This window comes from Rhodococcus sp. PSBB066, assembly GCF_017068255.1.
In the GTDB taxonomy this organism is placed as follows: Bacteria; Actinomycetota; Actinomycetes; order Mycobacteriales; family Mycobacteriaceae; genus Rhodococcus; species Rhodococcus aetherivorans.
In genome coordinates this window covers 2,890,781-2,911,703 of sequence record NZ_CP070859.1, presented here as the reverse complement: position 1 = coordinate 2,911,703, position 20,923 = coordinate 2,890,781, and the positions used below count along the sequence as shown (strand labels likewise).

Genomic DNA, 20,923 nt, shown 5'->3' with positions numbered 1-20,923 from the left:
ATTATCCCGGTCGGACCGACAGCAAACGAAGCGCCCAGGTCAGAGCCCCCTACCGGTGATCTCGTCGGCCGCCGCGAGCACGGATCGGACCAGTTCGGCGAACCCGTCGGCGCCCAGCGCGGGCAGGACGCCGGGGATGAGGGTGTTCAACACCACGGGCACGAGCGCCTCCGCGGTGAGTGCCCCGCCCGTCGCGGTCGCCGTCGCGGCCAGTTTCTGCGCGAACTCCCCGAAGGTGACGTCCCGGCCGCCGTGGCTGAGCGCCACCGTGTCGGGGGCGGTCTCGGCGGCGGCGGCGACCAGGTCCGGCAGGTCCGCCACGGTCCGGGGCTTGCGCGGCGCGGCCACGCGGGCCCGTTCGGCCTCGGTGAGGATGTCGATCGCGCGCAGCCGCACCTGGGGGTCCGACGTCACCGCGTCCAGGACGCGGGTGAACCGCTCGGCGAACAGCTCGACCGTCTCCCGGTCGAACAGCGCGGTCGCGTAGGTGAAGATCACGTCGAGGCCGCCGAGGCCACCGCCGGGCGCGAACTGCTCGACGAAGGTGCACTGCAGGTCGAACTTCGCCTGATGGGCACCCGCCTCGAGCGGGGTGACCGCCAGTCCGGGCAGCTCCAGCGTTCCGGTCTCGATGTTCTGGAACGTGAGCATCACCTGGAACAGCGGCGTGTACGAGCTCGACCGCTTACGGCCGACGGCGTCGACGAGCCGCTCGAACGGCACGTCGGCGTTGCCGAACGCCGCCAGGTCCTTCTCCTTCGCCTGGGCGAGCAGGTCGGCGAACGTGTCCCCGCCGGCCACGCGGGTGCGCAGCACCAGCGTGTTGACGAACATGCCCACCAGGTCGTCGAGAGCTTCCTCGGCGCGGCCGGCGGTCGGGGTACCGACCGCGACGTCCTCGGCGGACGCGAGCCGCGACAGGAGCACCGCGAGGGCGGCGTGCACGACCATGAACACCGTCGCGTTGTGTTCGCGGGCGGTCTTCTCGATGCGCTGCGCGAGCGCCTCACCGATGGTGAACGCCACCGCGTCGCCCTGGGTCGACTGCCGCGCCGGCCGCGGCCGATCGGTCGGCAGCGCGAGCAGCTCGGGGCTGCCGGCCAGCTCGGCGGTCCAGTACCCGAGCTGGCGGGACAGCTCGCTGTCCGGGTCGTCCGGGTCGCCGAGCACCCGCTGCTGCCACAGCGTGTAGTCGGCGTACTGGACCGGCAGCTCCGCCCATCCGGGCACCTGGGCCTCGGCGCGGGCGGCGTACGCGACCATCACGTCGCGCACGAGCGGCCGCATCGAGTAGCCGTCGGCGCTGATGTGGTGGGCCACCAGGGCGAGCACGTGCTCGTCGTCGGCGACGCGGAACAATCGCGCCCGCACCGGCGGGGTCGGTGCCGTCACGTCGAAGCCGGCGCCGAGGACGCCGGTGAGCCGGTCGACGATCTCGCTCTCGGGCACGGGCACCGGGGACAGGTCCGGCAGCGCCTGCGCCGTCGGGAGCACCACCTGGACCGGGCCGTCCTCCGTGTCCGGGTACACCGTGCGCAGCACCTCGTGCCGGGCGATCACGTCGGCGACGGCGGCGCGCAACGCGTCGACGTCGAGGGAGCCGCTGAGCCGCACCGCGACGGGGATGTTGTAGGCCCCCGATCCCGGATCCACCTGGTTGAGGGTCCACATCCGCTGCTGCGCGAGCGAGAGCGGAACCCGGTCGGGCCGCGGCTCCGGCACCAGCGGCGGCCGGGCGCCGCGGCCGACGGACGGCTGGATCCGCCCCGCCAGCGCCGCGACGGTCGACGCCTCGAACACGGTCCGCACCGACACCCGGGTGTCGAGCGCGGCGCCGAGCCGGGAGGCCAGCTGCGTCGCGAGCAGGGAGTTGCCGCCGAGCTCGAAGAAGTCGTCGTCGAGGCCGGCGCGTTCGATGCCGAGAACCTCGGCGAGGATGCCGGCGACGATCTCCTCCACCGGGGTGGTGGGGGCCCGGAACTGCCCGGCCTCGAACTCCGGTTCGGGCAGTGCCCTGCGGTCGAGCTTGCCGTTGGTGTTCAGCGGCAGTGCCTCGAGGACGACGAACACCGACGGCACCATGTACGACGGAAGCGCCTGCGCCAGCGCGGTCTTCGTCGCGGCGGCGTCGAGTTCGGCACCACCGGCCGGAACCACGTAGGCCACCAGCCGATCTCCGACGTGCGGGTCGTTGCGGACGAGGACGGCGACGTCCCGCACCTCGGCGCGGGCGCGCAGCACCGACTCGATCTCACCGAGTTCGATGCGGTAGCCGCGCACCTTGACCTGGAAGTCGGCGCGGTCGCGGTAGACCAGTTCGCCGCCGCGGTTCCAGTGCACGATGTCGCCCGTGCGGTACATCCGGCCCCCGCCGAACGGGTCGGCGACGAACCGGTCGGCGGTCAGGTCGGGACGGCCGTGGTAGCCGCGCGCCAGCTGGGCACCGGCCAGGTACAGCTCGCCGGCGACCCCGACCGGCACCGGACGCAGGCGCGCGTCGAGCACGTGGACCCGGGTGTTCCACTCGGGCACACCGATCGGCACGACCGTGGTGTCGGCGTCGTCGGTCTCGTGCACGGTGACGGACACGGCGGCCTCGGTCGGCCCGTACAGGTTGAACAGGACCGCCGCGTTGTCCGCGCGGAACTGCTGCGCGGTGGCCGCCGGCAGCGCCTCGCCGATGGCGAGCACGCGGCGCAGCGACGACGCGAGCTCCCCGCCGGCTGCGGTCATGAGCATCGAGAGCATCGACGGCACCGAGTGCAGCGTGGTGACGCGCTCGTCGCGCAGCAGCCGCAGCAGGTAGTCGGGATCGCGGTGCCCGTCGGCGGTGGCGATCACCAGGCGCGCGCCGGAGGTGAGCGCCGACCAGAACTCCCACACCGACAGGTCGAACGTGGCGACGGTCTTGAGCAGCACCGCGTCGTCCGGTCCGAGGTCGAACGCGTCCCGCTTCCACAGCATCTGGTTGACGACGGCGGAGTGCGGAACCGCCACCCCCTTGGGCCGGCCCGTCGACCCGGACGTGAAGATCACGTACGCGGTGTTCGCGGCGCGCAGCGGCGCGCGGCGCTCCGCCGCCGTCACCGGCGCGTCCGGCAGCCCGGACAGGTCCACGCGGTCGAGTTCGACCACCGGCACGCCGGGCACGTCGAACCGGTCCGCCGCGACCGTGACCACACAGGTGGGGGCGGCGGTGTCGAGGATGTAGGCGTTGCGCTCGGCCGGCTGATCCGGATCGAGGGGCACATACGCGGCGCCGGCCGTGGCGATCGCGTACATGCCGACCACGAGTTCCGGCGAGCGTCGCGCGACGAGCGCCACCCGATCCTCCGGGCCCACGCCCAGGGCGATCAGGTGCCGGGCGAGGCGGTGGACTCGGGCGCCGAACTCGCCGTACGTGACGGCAACGCCCTCGTACACCAGTGCGACCGCGCCGGGATCCCGGCGCACCTGCTCGTCGAACAGGTCGACGAGCGTTGCGGCCGTGCCGGTCTCGTGGACGGTGTCGTTCCACGCCGTCAGGACGTCGTGCTGTTCGCGCGCGAGCAGCAACGGGTGGTCACCCACCGGCACGTCCGGCGCCTGCACGAGTGCACGGAGCAACTGCTGGAAGCGCTCGGCCACGGCACGGGCGGTGGACTCGTCGAACAGGTCGGTGGCGAACGTCAGGATCGCGTCCATCCCCGACGGGGCGCCCTGCTCGTCGTACCGGTCACTGACGATCAGGTGCAGGTCGAACTGCGACGTGCCGCCCTCGAGGTCGATCGGCGCGACGGTCAGGCCCGCCAGTTCCAGTGCGGTGCGCTGCTGGTTCTGGAACGAGAAGCCCACCTGGAACAACGGGTGCCGCGCGGTCGAGCGAGCCGGGTTGAGCACCTCCACGAGCCGCTCGAACGGCACGTCCGCATGCGCGAACGCCTGCAGGTCGGTTTCGCGGGCCGCCGCGAGCAGTTCGTCGAACGAGCGGCCGCCGTCGACGGAGAGCCGGAAGACCAGCGTGTTGACGAACATGCCGATCAGGTTCTCGACGGCGGCCTCGCCGCGGCCGGCGATGGGCGTGCCCACCGCGATGTCGGCGGATCCGGACAGGCGGGCGAGCAGCGTGGCGAACGCGGCGTGCATCGCCATGAACACGGTCGCGTTGCGGGCGCGGGCGAGATCGCGCAACGCGGCGTGCACGTCCGCGTCCACGGTGAACTCGACCCGGTCGCCGCGGAACGACTGCTGCGCCGGACGCGGCCGGTCGGTGGGCAGGTCGAGCTGGTCCGGCAGGTCGGCGAGCGCGGTCCGCCAGTGGTCGAGCTGCCGGGCGGCGAGCGACTCGGGGTCGTCCTCGGAGCCGAGCAGTTCCCGCTGCCACAGCGCGTAGTCCGCGTACTGCAGCTCGAGCGGCGCCCACGCCGGTTCGGTGCCGGCGGCCCGGGCGGCGTACGCGGTCATCACGTCGCGGGCCATCGGGACCATCGACGAGCCGTCGGCGGCGATGTGGTGCACCACGGTGACCAGGACGTATTCGGCGGGCCCGAGGCGCAGCAGCGCGATCCGCAGCGGGACCTCGCGGGTGACGTCGAAGCCGGTCGACGCGAGTGCGCGCAGCCGCGACTCCAGCTCGGCCGCCGGGACGTCGACCGGCTCGAGGTCGATCGGCACCGCGGTGGCGGGCCGGATCTCCTGCACCGGACCGGAGTTCGTCTCCGGGTACACCGTCCGCAGCGTCTCGTGGCGGGCCACCAGGTCGGCCACGGCGGCGCGCAGCGCGGCGACGTCGAGGTCACCGGTCAGCCGCAGGGCCATCGGGATGTTGTAGGCCGTCGACTCCGGGTCGAAGCGGTTGAGGAACCACATGCGCTGCTGCGCCGGCGACAGCGGGATGCGTTCCGGACGCGTCCGCGCCGTCAGCGGCACCCGGCCGCCGCCGGTGGCGTCCTGCTCGACCCGCGCCGCGAGCGCGGCGACGGTCGACGCCTCGAACAGGGTCCGCACCGGAACCTGCGCGTCGAGCGCCGCCCCGAGCCGCGAGACCACCTGCGTGGCGATCAGCGAGTTGCCGCCGAGCTCGAAGAAGTCGTCGTCCGCACCCACCCGCTCGACGCCGAGCACCTCGGCGAACGTGCCGGCGACGATCTCCTCGACCGGGGTCGACGGCGCCCGGAAGACCCGGGTCTCGAACACCGGTTCCGGCAGCGCCCGGCGGTCGAGCTTGCCGTTGACCGTCAACGGAATCGCGTCGATCACCACGAACGCCGACGGCACCATGTACTCCGGCACCAGCGCGCCCACCCCGGCGCGCAGTTCCTCGACGTCGACGGTCGCGCCGTCCGCCGGCACCACGTACGCGACGATCCGCGCCGCCCCGGGGGCGTCCTCGCGCACGATCACCGCGGCCTGCCCGACCGGCTGCTGGGCCAGCACGGCCGACTCGACCTCGCCGAGCTCGATCCGGAAGCCACGGATCTTGACCTGGTCGTCCGCGCGGCCGAGGTACTCGAGGTCACCCGAGACCGCCCAGCGCGCCACATCGCCGGTGCGATAGAGCAATCCGCCGTCGGCGGAGAACGGATCGGCCACGAACCGGGCCGCGGACAGGTCCGGACGGCCCAGGTATCCGCGGGCCAGCTGCCCGCCGCCGACGTACATCTCACCGGCCACGCCCACCGGGACGGGGTTGAGACGGGTGTCGAGGACGTAGACCCGCAGGCCCGCGATCGGCACGCCCACGATGCTCGCCGAACCGGCCTCGGCCAGGTCCGCACCGATCTCCCGGTACGACACGTGCACCGTGGTCTCGGTGATGCCGTACATGTTCACCAGCCGCGGCGAGGTGTCCCCGTGCCGGGCGAACCAGCCCTCCAGGCGGCGCGGCTCGAGCGCCTCACCACCGAAGATCACGTACCGCAGGGCCAGCTCGCCACCGGTCCCGCCGGCCGTGCGGTCCGCCTCGGCGAGCTGGTAGAACGCCGACGGCGTCTGATTCAGCACCGTCACACCCTCGCGAACGAGCAACTCGCGGAACGCCTCCGGCGAGCGCGAGGTGAACCAGTCCACGACGACGAGGGTGCCGCCGTACAGCAGCGGACCCCACAGTTCCCACACCGAGAAGTCGAACGCGTACGAGTGGAACATCGTCCACACGTCCGACGGGCCGAAACCGTAGACCGACTCGGTGTTGACCATCAGCCGCACCACGTTCCGGTGCGGGATCAGCACGCCCTTCGGCCGGCCCGTGGACCCGGAGGTGTAGATGACGTACGCGAGGTTCGTGGCGTCGAGCGGCGCGGTGCGCTCCTCGTCGCGGATCGGCGCGTCGTCCACCCCCGACAGGTCGACGGTGTCGAGCTCGACCACCGGCACCGCGGTGGGCACGTCGACCCCCGTGCCGGAGAGGGTGAGCACCGCGGCCGGCGCGGCGTCGGTGAGCATGAACTCGATCCGGTCGGCCGGGTAGTTCGGGTCCACCGGCAGATACCCGCCGCCGGCCTCGAGCACCGCGACGAGCGCGACCACCAGATCCAGCGACCGCGGCAGCGCGACCGCCACGAGCGACTCCGGACCCACACCCACGGAGATCAGGTGCCGGGCCAGTCGCCGCGCCCGGGAGGCGAACTCGGCGTAGGTGAGCGCCTCGTCGCCGAACCGCACCGCGATGTCGCCGGGTGCGGCGGCGACGCGCGCCTCGAACATGTCCACCAGCGTCGCGTCCGCCGGGGCGACGTCGTCGCCCAGCGAGTTCCACCGGGAGACCACGAGCTCGCGCTCGAACTCGTCGACGATCTCGATGTCACCGACCGCGACCGACGCGTCGGCCGCCACGGCCCGCAGGATCCGCAGCAGCTGCTCGGCGAACGCGGCGACCCGCAGCTCGTCGAACAGGTCGGTGGCGTAGGTCACGGCGGCATCGATGCCGGCGGCCGAGCCGTCCGGGGCCACCTGCTCCGAGAAGGTGAACTGCAGATCGAACTTCGCCGTGGGCGGGTCGTAGTCGAGCGCCTCCAGAGCGAGGCCGTCGAGTTCGAACTCGGCCTGTCCGATGTTCTGGAAGGTCAGCGCCACCTGGAACAGCGGGTGCCGGGCCTGGGAGCGTTCCGGATCGAGGATCTCCACCAGCCGTTCGAACGGCACGTCCGCGTGCGCGAAGGCATCGAGGTCGTTCTCGCGCACCGCGCTCAGCAGGTCCGCGAAGGACTGCCCGCCCCGCACGTCGGTGCGCAGGACGAGGGTGTTGACGAACATGCCGACGAGGTCGTCGAGGGCGGCCTCGCCGCGGCCGGCGACCGGCGTGCCGATCGCGATGTCCTCGGTCGCGGACAACCGGGCCAACAGCACCGCGAGCGCCGCGTGCACGACCATGAACAGCGACGTGTTCTTCTCGTGCGCGAGGTTCTGCAGGCGGTCGTGGAGCGCCTCCTCGACGCGGAAGCGGCTGGTGCGGCCGTGCCCGGAGGCCCGCTCGGGACGGACGCGATCGGAGGGCAGGTCGAGCTGGTCGGGCAGGGCGGCGAGGGTGCGCTTCCAGAACTCCACCTGCTCGGCGGCCACGGATCCCGGTTCGTCCTCGGAGCCGAGCACGTCGCGCTGCCACAGGGCGTAGTCCGCGTACTGGATCTCGAGCGGTGCCCAGCCGGGCAGCTCACCGCGGGTGCGGGCCGCGTAGGCGACCATCACGTCGCGGGCGAGCGGACGCACCGAGAACCCGTCCGTGGCGATGTGATGGGCGACGAACAGCAGCACATGCTCGGTCCGGCTCAGCTCGAAGACCACCGCGCGGAAGGGCACCTCGGTGGTGACGTCGAATCCGCGCGTCACCAGTTCGCGGGCGCGGTCCGGCAGGGCCTGCGCGTCGATGCGTTCGATCACGAGCCGCACCGGGGACTCCGGCAGGATCTGCTGGTAGCCGGTGCCGTCCACGTCGGGGTAGACGGTGCGCAGCACCTCGTGGCGCTCGGTCAGGTCCCGTATCGCCCCGCGCAGCGCGGGCACGTCGAGGGCGCCGGTGAAGCGCACGCCGATCGGCACGTTGTTCACCGCCGACTCGGGGTCGAAGCGGTTGAGGAACCACATGCGCTGCTGCGCCGGCGAGAGCGGGATGCGCTCGGGCCGCTCGTACGGGACCAGCGGCGTGCGGCGGCCGGCGCCGGCCTCCTGCTCGGCCCGCACCGCGAGGGCCTCGACGGTCGGGGCATCGAACAGGGCCCGCACCGGGATCGACGCGTCGAGCGCCTCGCTGAGGCGGGCCGCGACCTGCGTCGCGACGAGCGAGTTGCCGCCGAGGTCGAAGAAGTCGTCGTCGCGGCCGACCCGCGGCACGCCCAGTACCTGGGCGAACACGCCCGCGACGATCTCCTCGACCGGGGTCCGCGGCGGGGTGAAGGTGCGCACCTCGAAGGTGGGGGCCGGCAGCGCGCGCCGGTCGATCTTGCCGCTGGCGTTCAGCGGGAACGCGTCCAGTGCGACGAACGCGGAGGGCACCATGTACGACGGCAGCGTGGCCGCGAGCGCGTCCTTCGCCTTCGCGGGATCGAACTCCGCACCCGGCTCGGGGACGACGTAGCCGACCAGCTGCGGCCCGAAGCGCGGGTCCTCGCGCACCACGGCGACGGCCTGGCGCACCTCGTCGAGGGCGGTGAGCTGCGACTCGACCTCCCCGAGTTCGATGCGCAGCCCGCGTAGCTTGACCTGCAGGTCCGTGCGGCCCAGGTAGTCGAGCTCGCCCGCGGCGGTCCACCGCGCGAGGTCGCCGGTGCGGTACATCCGCTCGCCGGCGGCCCAGGGGTTCGCGACGAACCGCTCGGCCGTCAGATCCGCGCGGCCGTGATAGCCGCGGGCCAGCTGGACACCGGTGAGATAGAGCTCGCCGGCGACGCCGACGGGCACGGGGTGCAACCGTTCGTCGAGCACGAGCGCGTCGGTGTTCCACACCGGCGTACCGATCGGCACCGCCCCGGCGTCGTCGGCACCCGCCGTGCGGTGGACGGTCTGGATCGTCGTCTCGGTGGGTCCGTACAGGTTGTGGACGGGCGCGTCGTTCAGTGCGCGGAACCGTGCGACGGTTTCGGCCGGAAGGCTCTCGCCGCCGCAGAAGACCTGGGTCAGGGACGCGGCGGTCGTCCGGTCGAGGTGTTCGAGGACCGCGTCGAAGACGGCGGGCACGAACTGGGCCACCGTGACGGCGTGACGCGCGATCGCCGCCGCCATTCCGGCGGGGTCGCGGTGCAGGTCGGGCGCACCCACCACGATCCGCGCCCCCACCAGCGGGGGCAGGAAGATCTCCCACACCGAGGCGTCGAAGGTGGCGGGGGTCTTGAGCAGCAGGACGTCGCCGGCCGTCGGGCCGAACCGGTCCCGCATCCACAGCAGCTGGTTGACCACGGCGGCGTGCGGCACGGCCACGCCCTTCGGCCGACCGGTGGAGCCGGACGTGTAGAGCACGTACGCGAGATGCTGCGGCCGCAGCGGCGCGAGCCGGTCGGCGTCGGTCAGCGGCGCGTCGCCGTACGGCGCGGTGTCGGCCTCGTCGAGCGCCACGACCGGCACCGCGTCCGCACCGGGCAGGCGGTCCCGCCCGGACCTGGTGAGAACCAGGACGGGCGAGGCGGATTCGAGGACGTACGTGATCCGGTCCGCCGGCTGGTCCGGGTCGAGCGGGACGTAAGCGGCCCCGGCGGCGAGGACCGCGTGGATCGCCACGAGCGTCTCCGTGGAGCGGCCGGCGGCCACCGCGACCACCGTGTCCGGTCCCGCGCCGCGCGCGACGAGATACCGCGCCAGCGCGTTGACCCGGGAGCCGAACTCGCGGTAGGTCAGCGCCGACTCACCCGACTCGATCGCCACGGCGTCGGGGGTGCGGGCCGCCTGCTGGGCGAGGAGATCGACCAGCGTGGCCCCGCAGTCGAGCGTGCGGCGGGGCCCCCGCGCGAGCTGCTCGACCGCGTCGAGTTCCGCGCCCGGCAGCATCGGCAGGTCGCCGACCGGCACGTCGGGCTGCTCGGTCACCAGCCGCAGCAGCCGGACGAACCGGTCGCCGACGGCGGCCACGGTCGGGGCGTCGAACAGGTCGGTGGCGTAGGAGATCTCGACGGCGAGGTCGCCCGCGTCGGTGCCGGCCGCCTGACCCTCGAGGATCGTGACCATGAGGTCGAACTTCGACACGCCCGCGTCGAGGGGCAGCTGCGCGACGGACAGCCCCGGCAGTTCCAGGGCCACGTCGCCGATGTTCTGGAACGCCAGCATGACCTGGAACAGCGGAGTCCGGGCCTGGGTGCGTTCCGGCGCGAGCACGTCCACGAGACGCTCGAACGGCACCTCGGCGTGCGCGAAGGCCCCGAGGTCGACCTCGCGCACCCGGGCGAGCAGTTCGGCGAAGGTGTCGGCAGTGTCCACCTCGGTGCGCAGCACCAGGGTGTTGACGAACATGCCGATCAGGTTGTCGAGCGAGCGTTCCCCGCGGCCGGCCACCGGGGTGCCGACGGCGATGTCCCGGGACGTGCCGAGGCGGGCCAGCAGCAGCGCCAGGGTCGCGTGGACCACCATGAACACCGTCGCGCGCTGTTCCCCGGCGAGCCGGCCGAGCGCGGCGTGCAGCGACTCGTCGATGGTGAGGCGATGTGTCGCACCACGATTCGTCGCGACCGCGGGCCGCGGCCGGTCGGTCGGCAGGTCGAGCCCGTCCGGCAATCCGTCGAGCGCCTGCTTCCAGTACTCGAGCTGACGGGTGACGACGGAGTCCGGGTCGCCCTCGGAGCCGAGCACGTCGCGCTGCCACAGGGTGTAGTCGGCGTACTGGATCTCCAGCGGCTCCCAGGCGGGCTCGTTGCCGAGCGACCGGGCCGCGTAGGCGACCATGATGTCGCGGGTGAGCGGCCCCATCGAGAAGCCGTCGCCGGCGATATGGTGCATGACCGCGACGAGCACGTGCTCCTCGGGACTCAGGCACAGCAGGCGCACGACGATCGGGACGTCGGTGGACACGTCGAAGTGGGTGGCCGCCAGCGCCCGCAGCTCGCCGGGGAGCTGCGCCGGCTCGATCCGCACGGGCTCGAGCGAGACGCGAACCTCGGACGGGGCGAGCACCTTCTGGTAGCCGTACCCGTCGAGGTCGGGGTAGACGGTGCGCAGCGACTCGTGGCGGGCGAGGACGTCACACACCGCTTCCTCGAGCGCCGGGACGTCGAGCCGGCCGGACATGCGGACGGCGACGGGGATGTTGTTCGCCGTCGAGTCGGGATCGAACCGGTTGAGGAACCACATGCGCTGCTGGGCCAGCGACAGCGGCACCCGCTCGGGCCGGGGCTGCGGCACCAGCGGGGCCCGTCGCGCCGGGCCGTCGTGACCGTCGATCCGGGCGGCCAACGTCTCGACGGTCGAGTTCTCGAACAGCAGCCGCAGCGGCACCGACGCATCGAGCGCCGCACCGATCCGCGAGACCACCTGCGTGGCGATCAGCGAGTTGCCGCCGAGGGCGAAGAAGTCGTCGTCGAGGCCCACCCGGTCGAGACCGAGCACCTCGGCGAACACACCCGCCACGATCTCCTCCACCGGAGTCGTCGCGGCCCGGAACACCTTGACCTCGAACACCGGCTCCGGCAACGCCTTACGGTCCAGCTTGCCCGACGCGTTCAGCGGCAGCGCGTCCAGTTCCACGAACGCCGACGGCACCATGTACGACGGGAGCATCTGCCCCACCGCCGACCGGGCCGCGCCCTCGTCGAACACGGCACCGGCGGCCGGCACGACGTACCCCACCAGCTGATCCGACCGGACCAGTACCACTGCCTGCTCCACCGCCGGCACGTGCAGCAGCGCCGCCTCGATCTCGCCCAGCTCGATGCGCAGGCCGCGCAGCTTGACCTGGAAGTCCGTACGCCCGATGTACTCGAGTTCCCCGCCCTCGGTCCACGTCACCAGGTCGCCCGTGCGGTACAACCGCTCCCCGGGCGCGCCGAACGGCGACGCGACGAACCGGTCGGCCGTCAGGTCCGCCCGACCGACGTAGCCGCGGGCCAGCTGCACCCCCGCCAGGTACAGCTCCCCGGCCACCCCCACCGGGACCGGGCGCAGCCGGGCGTCGAGCACAAACACCCGCGTGTTCCACACCGGCGCACCGATCGGCACCGACACCACGTCCGCGTCGGTCACCTCGTGGAACGTCACGTCCACCGCGGCCTCGGTCGGCCCATACAGGTTGTGCACGCTCACACCCGGCAGCACCGACCGCACCCGGGCGGCGACGGCGGCGGCGAGGGCCTCACCCGACGCGAAGACGTACCGCAACGACGAGATCCCGCCGACCGCGGACTCCGCGACGAACACCGCCAGCATCGACGGCACGAAGTGCGCGACCGTCACCGACCGTGCGCGCATGACCGCAGCGAGATACCCCGGGTCACGATGGCCGTCCGGCGCCGCCACCACCAGCCGCGCCCCGACCTGCAACGGCCAGAAGAACTCCCACACCGACACATCGAACGTGAACGGCGTCTTCTGCAACACCACATCCTCGGCGGTCAGCCCGTACCGCCCCTGCATCCACACCAGACGATTGACGATCGCCGCATGCGAGACGCCCACACCCTTCGGCCGGCCCGTCGACCCCGACGTGAAGATCACATACGCCGTGTTCGACGGCCGCAACGGCGCCGTCCGGTCCGCATCGGTCAACGGCGCATCCGACAGCGCCGCGACGTCCACCGCGTCGACCGCCAGCACACGCACCGCCGACTCCGCCGGCGCCTCGAACCCGTCCCGCGTCGTGGTCAGCACCACCACCGGTTCCGCCACCTCTAGGATGTAGCCGTTGCGCTCCGCCGGCTGATCCGGATCCACCGGCACATACCCGCCCCCGGCCTCCACGACCGCATACATCCCCACCAGCAGATCCACCGACCGGCGCATCGCCAACCCCACCAGCGACTCCGGCCCCACCCCCACCGACACCAGATGCCGCGCCAACCGGCGCACCCGCCCGGCGAACTCGCCGTACGTCAACGACTCGTCCCCGAACACCACCGCCACCGCCTCCGGCGACCGGCGCACCCGCTCCTCGAACAACCCCACCAACGTCACCGACGGCACCGGATGTGCCGTGTCGTTCCACACCTCGAGCACCCGCGACCGCTCCGCCGGCTCGAGGATCTCCAGGTCGCCCACCGCCACCGACGGATCCGCCACCACCTCCTCGAGCACCCGCACGAACCGCGCCGCGAACCCCGCCACCGTCGACGCATCGAAAAGATCCGTCGCATAGGTGATCTCGGCGATGAGCCCGTCGGCGCGGCCGTCGTCCGAGGACTCGGACAGCGTCAGCTGCAGGTCGAACTTCGCCACCGAGGTATCGATGGCCTGCGTCTCCAGGACGAGACGGGGCAGCTCCACGTGGGTCGACCCGAGATTCTGGAAGGCCAGCATGACCTGGAACAGCGGGTGCCGCGCCGTCGACCGGGCGGGATTGAGCACCTCCACCAGCCGCTCGAACGGCACGTCCGCGTGCGCGAACGCCCCGAGCGCCGCCTCGCGGGCCCGGGCGAGCTGCTCGGTGAACGGCCGGTTCGGGTCCACCTGGGTGCGCAGCACCAGGGTGTTGACGAACATGCCGACCACGTTGTCGAGTTCCTGCTCGCCGCGGCCGGCCACCGGGGTGCCGATGGCGATGTCGTCGCTGCCCGACAACCGCGCCAGCAGCACCGACAGCGCCGCATGCACCACCATGAACAGGGTGGTGCCCTGCCGGCGCGCGACCTCGTCGAGCGCGGAGTGGATCTCGGAGGACACGACGAATCGTTCGGTCCCGCCGCGGAACGACTGCCGTGCCGGCCGGGGCCGGTCCGACGGCAGGTCGAGCTGGTCGGGCAGCCCGGCGAGGGTGTTGCGCCAGTACGCGAGCTGATCGGCGATCAGCGACTCCGGGTCGCCCTCGGAGCCGAGCAGTTCGTGCTGCCACAGCGTGTAGTCCGCGTACTGCACCGGCAGCGGCGGCCACGCGGGGCGCTCCCACTCGATGCGCGCGGCGTAGGCGGCCATGACGTCGCGCGCGACGGGTCCCATCGACCAGCCGTCGGCGGAGATGTGGTGCATGACGATCGCGAGCACGTGCTCGGTCGGGCCGATCTCGAACAGGTGGGCCCGGATGGGCACCTCGCGGGTCACGTCGAACCCGGTGGATGCCAGCGCCGAGATCTCCTGCTGCAGATCCTCTTCCGTGATCAACGTGGGCGTCAGGTTGGGCACCGCCGTGGCGGCGTCCGTGACGACCTGCATCGGCCCGTCCGGCCCTTCCGGGTAGACGGTGCGAAGCGACTCGTGCCGGTCGATGACGTCCATGATCGCGACCTGCAGCGCGGTGATGTCGAGCTCACCGGACAGCCGCAGGGCGAAGGGCAGGTTGTAGGTGGCCGACTCGGGCTCGAATCGGTTGAGGAACCACATGCGCTGCTGGGCCAGGGACAGCGGGATCCGGTCGGGGCGCGGCCGGGCCACGAGCGGGATGCGCCGACCGGCGCCGGCCCGGTGTTCGACCCGCGCGGCCAGCGCGACGACGGTCGACGCCTCGAACAGCAGGCGCACGGGCACCTGGGTGTCGAGGGCCGCGCCGAGCCGGGACACGAGTTGTGTCGCGACGAGCGAGTTGCCGCCGAGTTCGAAGAAGTCGTCGTCCAGTCCGACGCGGTCGATACCGAGGACGTCCTCGAACGTGCCCGCGACGATCTCCTCGATCGGCGTGGTGGGGGCGCGGAAGGTCCGCGCCTCGAACACCGGCTCGGGCAGTGCCTTGCGGTCCACCTTCCCGTTCGGGGTGAGGGGGACGATGTCGAGGACGACGCACACCGAGGGGACCATGTAGGACGGCAGGAATCCGGCGACGTACTCGGTGAGTTCGTCGCTGTCGAGGCCCGCCTCGCCGTGGACATAGGTGACGAGAGTGGTCTGGCCCGAGGGCGTCTCGTGCCCGATCGTGGTGGCGAAGTCGACGGCGGGGTGGGACAGGAAGGCGGCGTCGATCTCACCGAGCTCGATGCGGTAACCGCGGACCTTGACCTGGAAGTCGGTCCGTCCGGCGTACACCAGCCGGCCCTCGTCGTCCCACCGCACGACGTCCCCGGTGCGGTACATGCGCTCGCCCGGCGCGCCGAACGGGGAGGCGACGAAGCGGTCCGCCGTCAGCGCCGGTCGCCGGTGGTAGCCACGGGCGAGGGCGTCCCCGGTCAGGTACAGCTCGCCGGACACGCCGACCGGGACGGGGTGCAGACGCGGGTCGAGCACCAGGGCACCGACGCCGGCGACGGGCGTGCCGATGGTGATGGGCTCCCCGGGGCGCAGTTCGCCACGGGTGGTGACGATCGTGGTCTCGGTGGGGCCGTACGCATTGAAGTAGCGGCGGCCCGGAGACCAGCGGGCGACCAGGTCGCCGGTGGAGACGTCGCCGCCGACGTTGAGGACGCGCAACGTGTCGAGGTCGCGGGGGTCGACCGAACCGAGCACGGCGGGAGTGATGACGGCGTGGGTCACCCCGTGCGCCTTGATCAGGTCGTGCAGTTCGGTGCCGCCCAGCACGTTCGCGGGGGTCACCACGAGCTCGGCGCCGGAGGCGCCGGCCATCAGCCACTCGAGCACCGACGGGTCGAAGCTGGGCGCGCACACGTGCAGCACCCGGGACCGGTCGGTGACGCCGTAGAGTTCGACGCTCTCCTGGACCAGCGCGGCGAGCCCGTGGTGGGTCACGGCGACGCCCTTCGGCAGGCCCGTCGAGCCCGAGGTGTAGATCATGTACGCGACGTGGTCCAGGCGCAGCGGGGCGAGCCGGTCCGCGTCGCGGACGGGCGCGGCGGACGCCCGCGCGATCGCCGCGACGGTCTCGGCGTCGTCCAGGGCGTTCCAGTCGAAGTCCGCGGGCAGCCCCGGCAGGTGCCCGGCGGTGGTCAGGCCGAGCACGGCGCCGGAGTCCCCGACGATGTGCCGGATGCGCTCGATCGGGTGCGCGGGATCGATCGGCACGTACGCGGCGCCGGTCTTGGCTACGGCCCACACGCAGTGCACCATCTCCGCCGAACGCGGGAATGCCAGTGCCACAATTGTTTCGGGACCGACGCCACTGTCGATGAGGACGCGCGCGAGACGATTGGACCACTCGTCGAGCTCGCGGTAGGTGAGAGCGGAGTCGCCGCACCGGACGGCGACCGTGTCGGGAGCGAGATCCGCACCGGCCGTGAGCAACTCGACGAGCGGCCGCTCGCTGCGGTGGAGCCCGGGGCCACGGACCGAGGCGAGCCGCGCCGACTCCTCGGGCGCAAGGATGTCGATGTCACCGACGGGCGTGGCGGCGTCGGCGACGATCGCCTCGAGGATCCGCACGAAACGCTGCCCGAAGACGTCGACGGTGTCGGCGTCGAACAGGTCGGTCGCGTACTCGAACACGGCGTCGACACCGGCCGGGCGGCCCGCGTCGTCGGTGCGCTCGACGAGCCACAGCTGCAGGTCGAACTTCGCGATCGGTACGTCCAGCTCGGCCGCGGTGGCGCGCACGCCGGAGAACGAGATGTCGCGCGTGCCCGGAGATTCCACGGCGAGCGCGGCCTGGAACAGCGGGTGACGGGCCGTGGAACGGGGCGGCTTGAGGACCTCCACGAGCCGCTCGAACGGGACGTCCGCGTTGGAGAAGGCGCTCAGGTCGGAGTCGCGGACCCGGTCGAGGAGTTCCTCGAAGCGCGCCCCCGGATCGACCCGGGTGCGCAGCACCAGCGTGTTGACGAACATGCCGATCAGGTCGTCGAGGAGACGATCGCCGCGGCCGGCGACGACGCTGCCGACGGTGATGTCGTCGGATCCGCTCAGCCTCGACAGGAGCACGGCGTAGGCGGAGTGCATCACCATGAACAGCGACGCCTGATGCGAGCGGGCCACCTCGGCCAGCCCCCGGTGGGTCTCGGGCGAGATCCCGAAGCGGCGCTTGCCGCCCCGGTAGGAGGCGACCGCCGGGCGGGGCCGGTCCGCGGGCAGGTCGAGCTGATCCGGGATGCCCTCGAGTTCGCGGGTCCAGTAGGCGATCTGCTGCGCAGAGATCGAGTCCGGGTCGGATTCGAGACCGAGCACATCGCGCTGCCACAGCGCGTAGTCGGCGTACTGCACCGGCAGCGGGGACCAGGCCGGTTCGGAGCCGGCGGCCCGCGCCGCGTACGCGGCCACGATGTCGCGCACGAGCGGCTCGAAGGACGATCCGTCCGCGGCGATGTGGTGCAGCACCATCGCCAGGACGAACTCGTCGTCCGCCAGGCGATACAGCGCGATCCGGAACGGCAGGTCGACGGTGACGTCGAATCCGCGCTCGGCCAGCGCCACGACCCGGGCGAGCAGATCGGACGCGGCGATGTCGAGGACGGGCACACGGCTGTCGACGTGTTCGACCGGCAGGATCACCTGCTGCGGTTCGCCGTCGACCGCCGGGTAGACGGTGCGCAGCGTCTCGTGCCGGGCGACGACGTCGCCGAAGGCGGCGTCGAGGGCAGCGGGATCGAGCGGACCGGTCAGCCGCACCGTGAAGGGCAGGTTGTAGGCGGCGGTGCCGACGTCGAACCGGTTGAGGAACCAGATCCGCTGCTGCGCCGTCGAGAGCGGCAGCACGTCCGGCCGCGAGCCCGCCACGAGCGGCCGGCGGGCCCCGGACCCGGACTGGCGCGCCACCCGGGCGGCGAGACCCACGACGGTGGACGACTCGAACAGCACCCGCACCGGCACCTGGGTGTCGAGTGCGGAGCCGATCCGGGAGACCAGCTGAGTGGCGACGAGCGAGTTGCCGCCGAGTTCGAAGAAGTCGTCGTCGAGCCCGACCTCGGCGACTCCGAGGACCTCGGAGAACGTCTCGGCCACGATCCGTTCGGCGGCGGTGCGCGGCGCCCGGAACATGCGGGCGCTGTTGAACACCGGCTCGGGCAGGGCCTTGCGGTCGAGCTTGCCGCTGGTGTTGAGCGGGAACGCCTCGAGCACCATCAGCGAGGCCGGCACCATGTACGACGGGAGCGCCCGCCCGAGCGCCTCGGTCAGCGCCTCGGCGTCGATCGCGTGCCCGGGGGCGGCGACGAGGTAGCCGACGAGCTGGTCGCCCGTCGCCGTGGGCACCACGAGCACGACGGCCTGCGACACCTCCGGGGCGGCGAGCAGGACCGTCTCGATCTCGCCCAGCTCGATCCGCTGGCCGCGGAACTTGACCTGGAAGTCGGTGCGGCCGATGTAGTCGAGGTATCCGCCACCGTCCGCGCCGAGGCGCCACAGCACGAGGTCGCCGGTGCGGTACATCCGGTCGCCGGGCGCACCGAACGGATCGGCGAGGAACCGGTCGGCGGTGAGGTCGGGGCGGCTCAGGTAACCGCGCGCGAGCTGGACACCGGCGAGATACAGCTCGCCGGGCCGGCCGGGCGGCACAGGGCGCAGCCGGTGGTCGAGGACGTAGGCGCGGCTGTTCCACTGCGGCACGCCGATCGGGACGGTGGTCACGTCCTCGGGTCCGGCGCGGTGGTAGGTGATCGAGACCGCGGCCTCGGTGGGTCCGTAGAGGTTGTGCAGCTGCGCGTTGCACAACTGGGCGAACGCCGCGGCCGTCTCCGCCGGCAGGGCCTCGCCGATCACGAACACGTGCCGCAGCGTGTCGCACGAGCCGGGGCGGGCATTGGCGACGAACACGGTGAGCATCGACGGGACGAAGTCGGTGACGGTGACGCCGTGCTCGGCGATCTTGTCGGCCACGTACATCGGGTCGCGGTGGCCGTCCGGGGTGGCGACGACCAGGGTCGCACCGACGCGCAGCGGCATGAAGAAGCCCCACAGCGACACGTCGAACGTCGTCGCGGTCTTCTGCAGGTATACGTCGGACGCCGACAGCGCGTACTGGTCGTTCATCCACCGGATCTGGTTGTCGATCGCCCGGTGGGTGACGGCGACGCCCTTGGGCCGCCCCGTGGAGCCGGAGGTGAAGATGACGTAGGCGGTGGTGTCGAGGCGCACCGGCGCGAGCCGGTCGGCGTCGGCGAGCGGGCGCGTGTCCAGGCCGGTGAGGTCGAGGCGGTCGATCTCGACCACGTCGAGGCCGGCAGGCAGGTCCACCTCGTCGCGCGCGGTCGTGACCACGCAGACGGGCCGGGCCGTCTCGAGGATGTAGGCGGTCCGGTCCGCGGGATGGTCCGGGTCGATCGGCACCCAGGCGCCGCCGGCCTTGACGATCGCGTACATGCCGACGAGCAGTTCCAGGGAGCGCCGCACCGACAGCCCGACCAGGGACTCGGGTCCCACGCCGCGGGCGACGAGCAGCCGCGCGAGCGCGTTCGCGCGGGCGTCGAACTCGGCGTACGTCAGGCTCTCGCCCTCGTACACGAGGGCCGGGGCGTCCGGTGTGCGCGCCACCTGCTCCTCGAACGCCTCCAGCAGCGTGCGGTGGTCGAGGGGGTGCTCGGTGCGGTTCCACTCGGTGAGCACCTGGGCGGTCTCGGTGCCCGTTCCGAGGGGCAGGTCCCAGACGCGCCGGTCGGGATCGGAGGCGACGAACCGGTCGAAGAACTCCACGAACCGGGAGTGGTGCGCACGGGACTCCTGCGCGCCGTAGAGGTTGGGGTTGGACTCGAAGTCGATGTGGGTGTGCGTGCCGCCGCTCTTGTAGACGTTGACGCCGAGGTCCTCGATGAGACCGGTGGACAGGATGTTGATCCGTCCCACCATGTCGCCGAGGCGGACCTCGTTGTCGAACAGCATGATGTTGATCCACGGCCCGAAGAACGTCGAACGGCCGCCGGCCGCGTTGCCGGCGTCGCGGACGATGTCCTCGTGGCGGTACCGCTGGTGCCGCAGCGCACCGGAGACCGCGGCGGTGGCCGCCTCCACGAGCTGCCGCACGGTGGTGCCGGAGTCCACGTCGAGCCGCAACGGCACTACGTTGGAGACCATGCTGCCGGACCGGCGCAGCACCGCGGTGGTCCGCGCGGCGACGGGCAGGCTGAGCACGACGTCGGTGCGGCCGGTCATCTGGGCCATGTAGGCGGCGAAGGCGGCGATGACCGCGGTCGCGAGGCTGGTGTTCTCGCGTTCGGTGAAGCTGTCGACGAGCCGCTCGACGCGGTCGCCGAGGGCGGCGCTGTCGATCCGGCTGACGGGGGCCGGCGGGGCGGTGCGGCCGGCCAGGCTGGTGGGTTCCTCGATGCCCTCGATGACCGTCGACCAGTACTCGCGGTCGGTGTGGAACCGGGGTGAGTTCCGGTACGCGATCTCGGCCTCGTACACGGTGCGCACGTCCGAGGCCTTGTTGGGGCTGGGCTCGGCGCCTTCGACGGCGGCGGTGTAGAGCTCCGCGATGCGCGTCATGAAGGTGGCGGCACCGAAACCGTCCAGGGCGAGGTGGTGGACGCGGTTGTACCAGAAGTAGCGGCGCTCGCCGATCTGCAGGACGGTGGCCACGATGAGCCGGTCCTTGAGCACGTCGACCGGCGTGCTGCGGTCGGCGCGCATCCATTCGAGCGCGGCCTCGCGAGGGTTCTCCGCCGCCCGCAGGTCGACGAACCCGAGCGGCGCCTCGAGGCTGGGATCGACCAGCTGGTAGGGCTGCGCGTCGACCTCGAGGAAGCGCAGGAAGCCGGACCCCATCTCGAGGGCGGCGCGGGCGCTGGACTCCCGGAGCAGGTCGACATCGAGGTCGCCGACGAGCTCGACGTACTGGGCGATGTTCGCGGGCACGGAAGGATCGACGTGTTGCGCGAACCACATCCCGAGCTGCGCCGGGGAGAGGGGGAAGGCACCGTCCGGCACGTTCGCCGCGTTCGTGTTCGTCGCACCCGATCCGCCGACACCCAGCGAGTCCAAACCCCAACCTCTCTCTCACCGTCGGACGCAGGCCCGACCGTCGCGCCCGGTGGCCCGGGCGAGCACCGTGCTCAGGTATATCTGCAGTTCAGGG

At 72.2% G+C, this 20,923-nt stretch carries 1 protein-coding gene; it reads right to left on the bottom strand.

Annotation, left to right across the window (positions count from 1 at the left end; translation table 11 throughout):
• Positions 1-39 precede the first annotated feature (39 nt).
• The gene (locus tag JYA75_RS13455; RefSeq protein WP_203330099.1) at positions 40-20,829 is read right to left on the bottom strand and encodes a non-ribosomal peptide synthase/polyketide synthase; all 20,790 of its coding nucleotides are present in this window, start codon (positions 20,827-20,829) and stop codon (positions 40-42) included.
• Between the last annotated feature and the right edge of the window lie 94 nt (positions 20,830-20,923).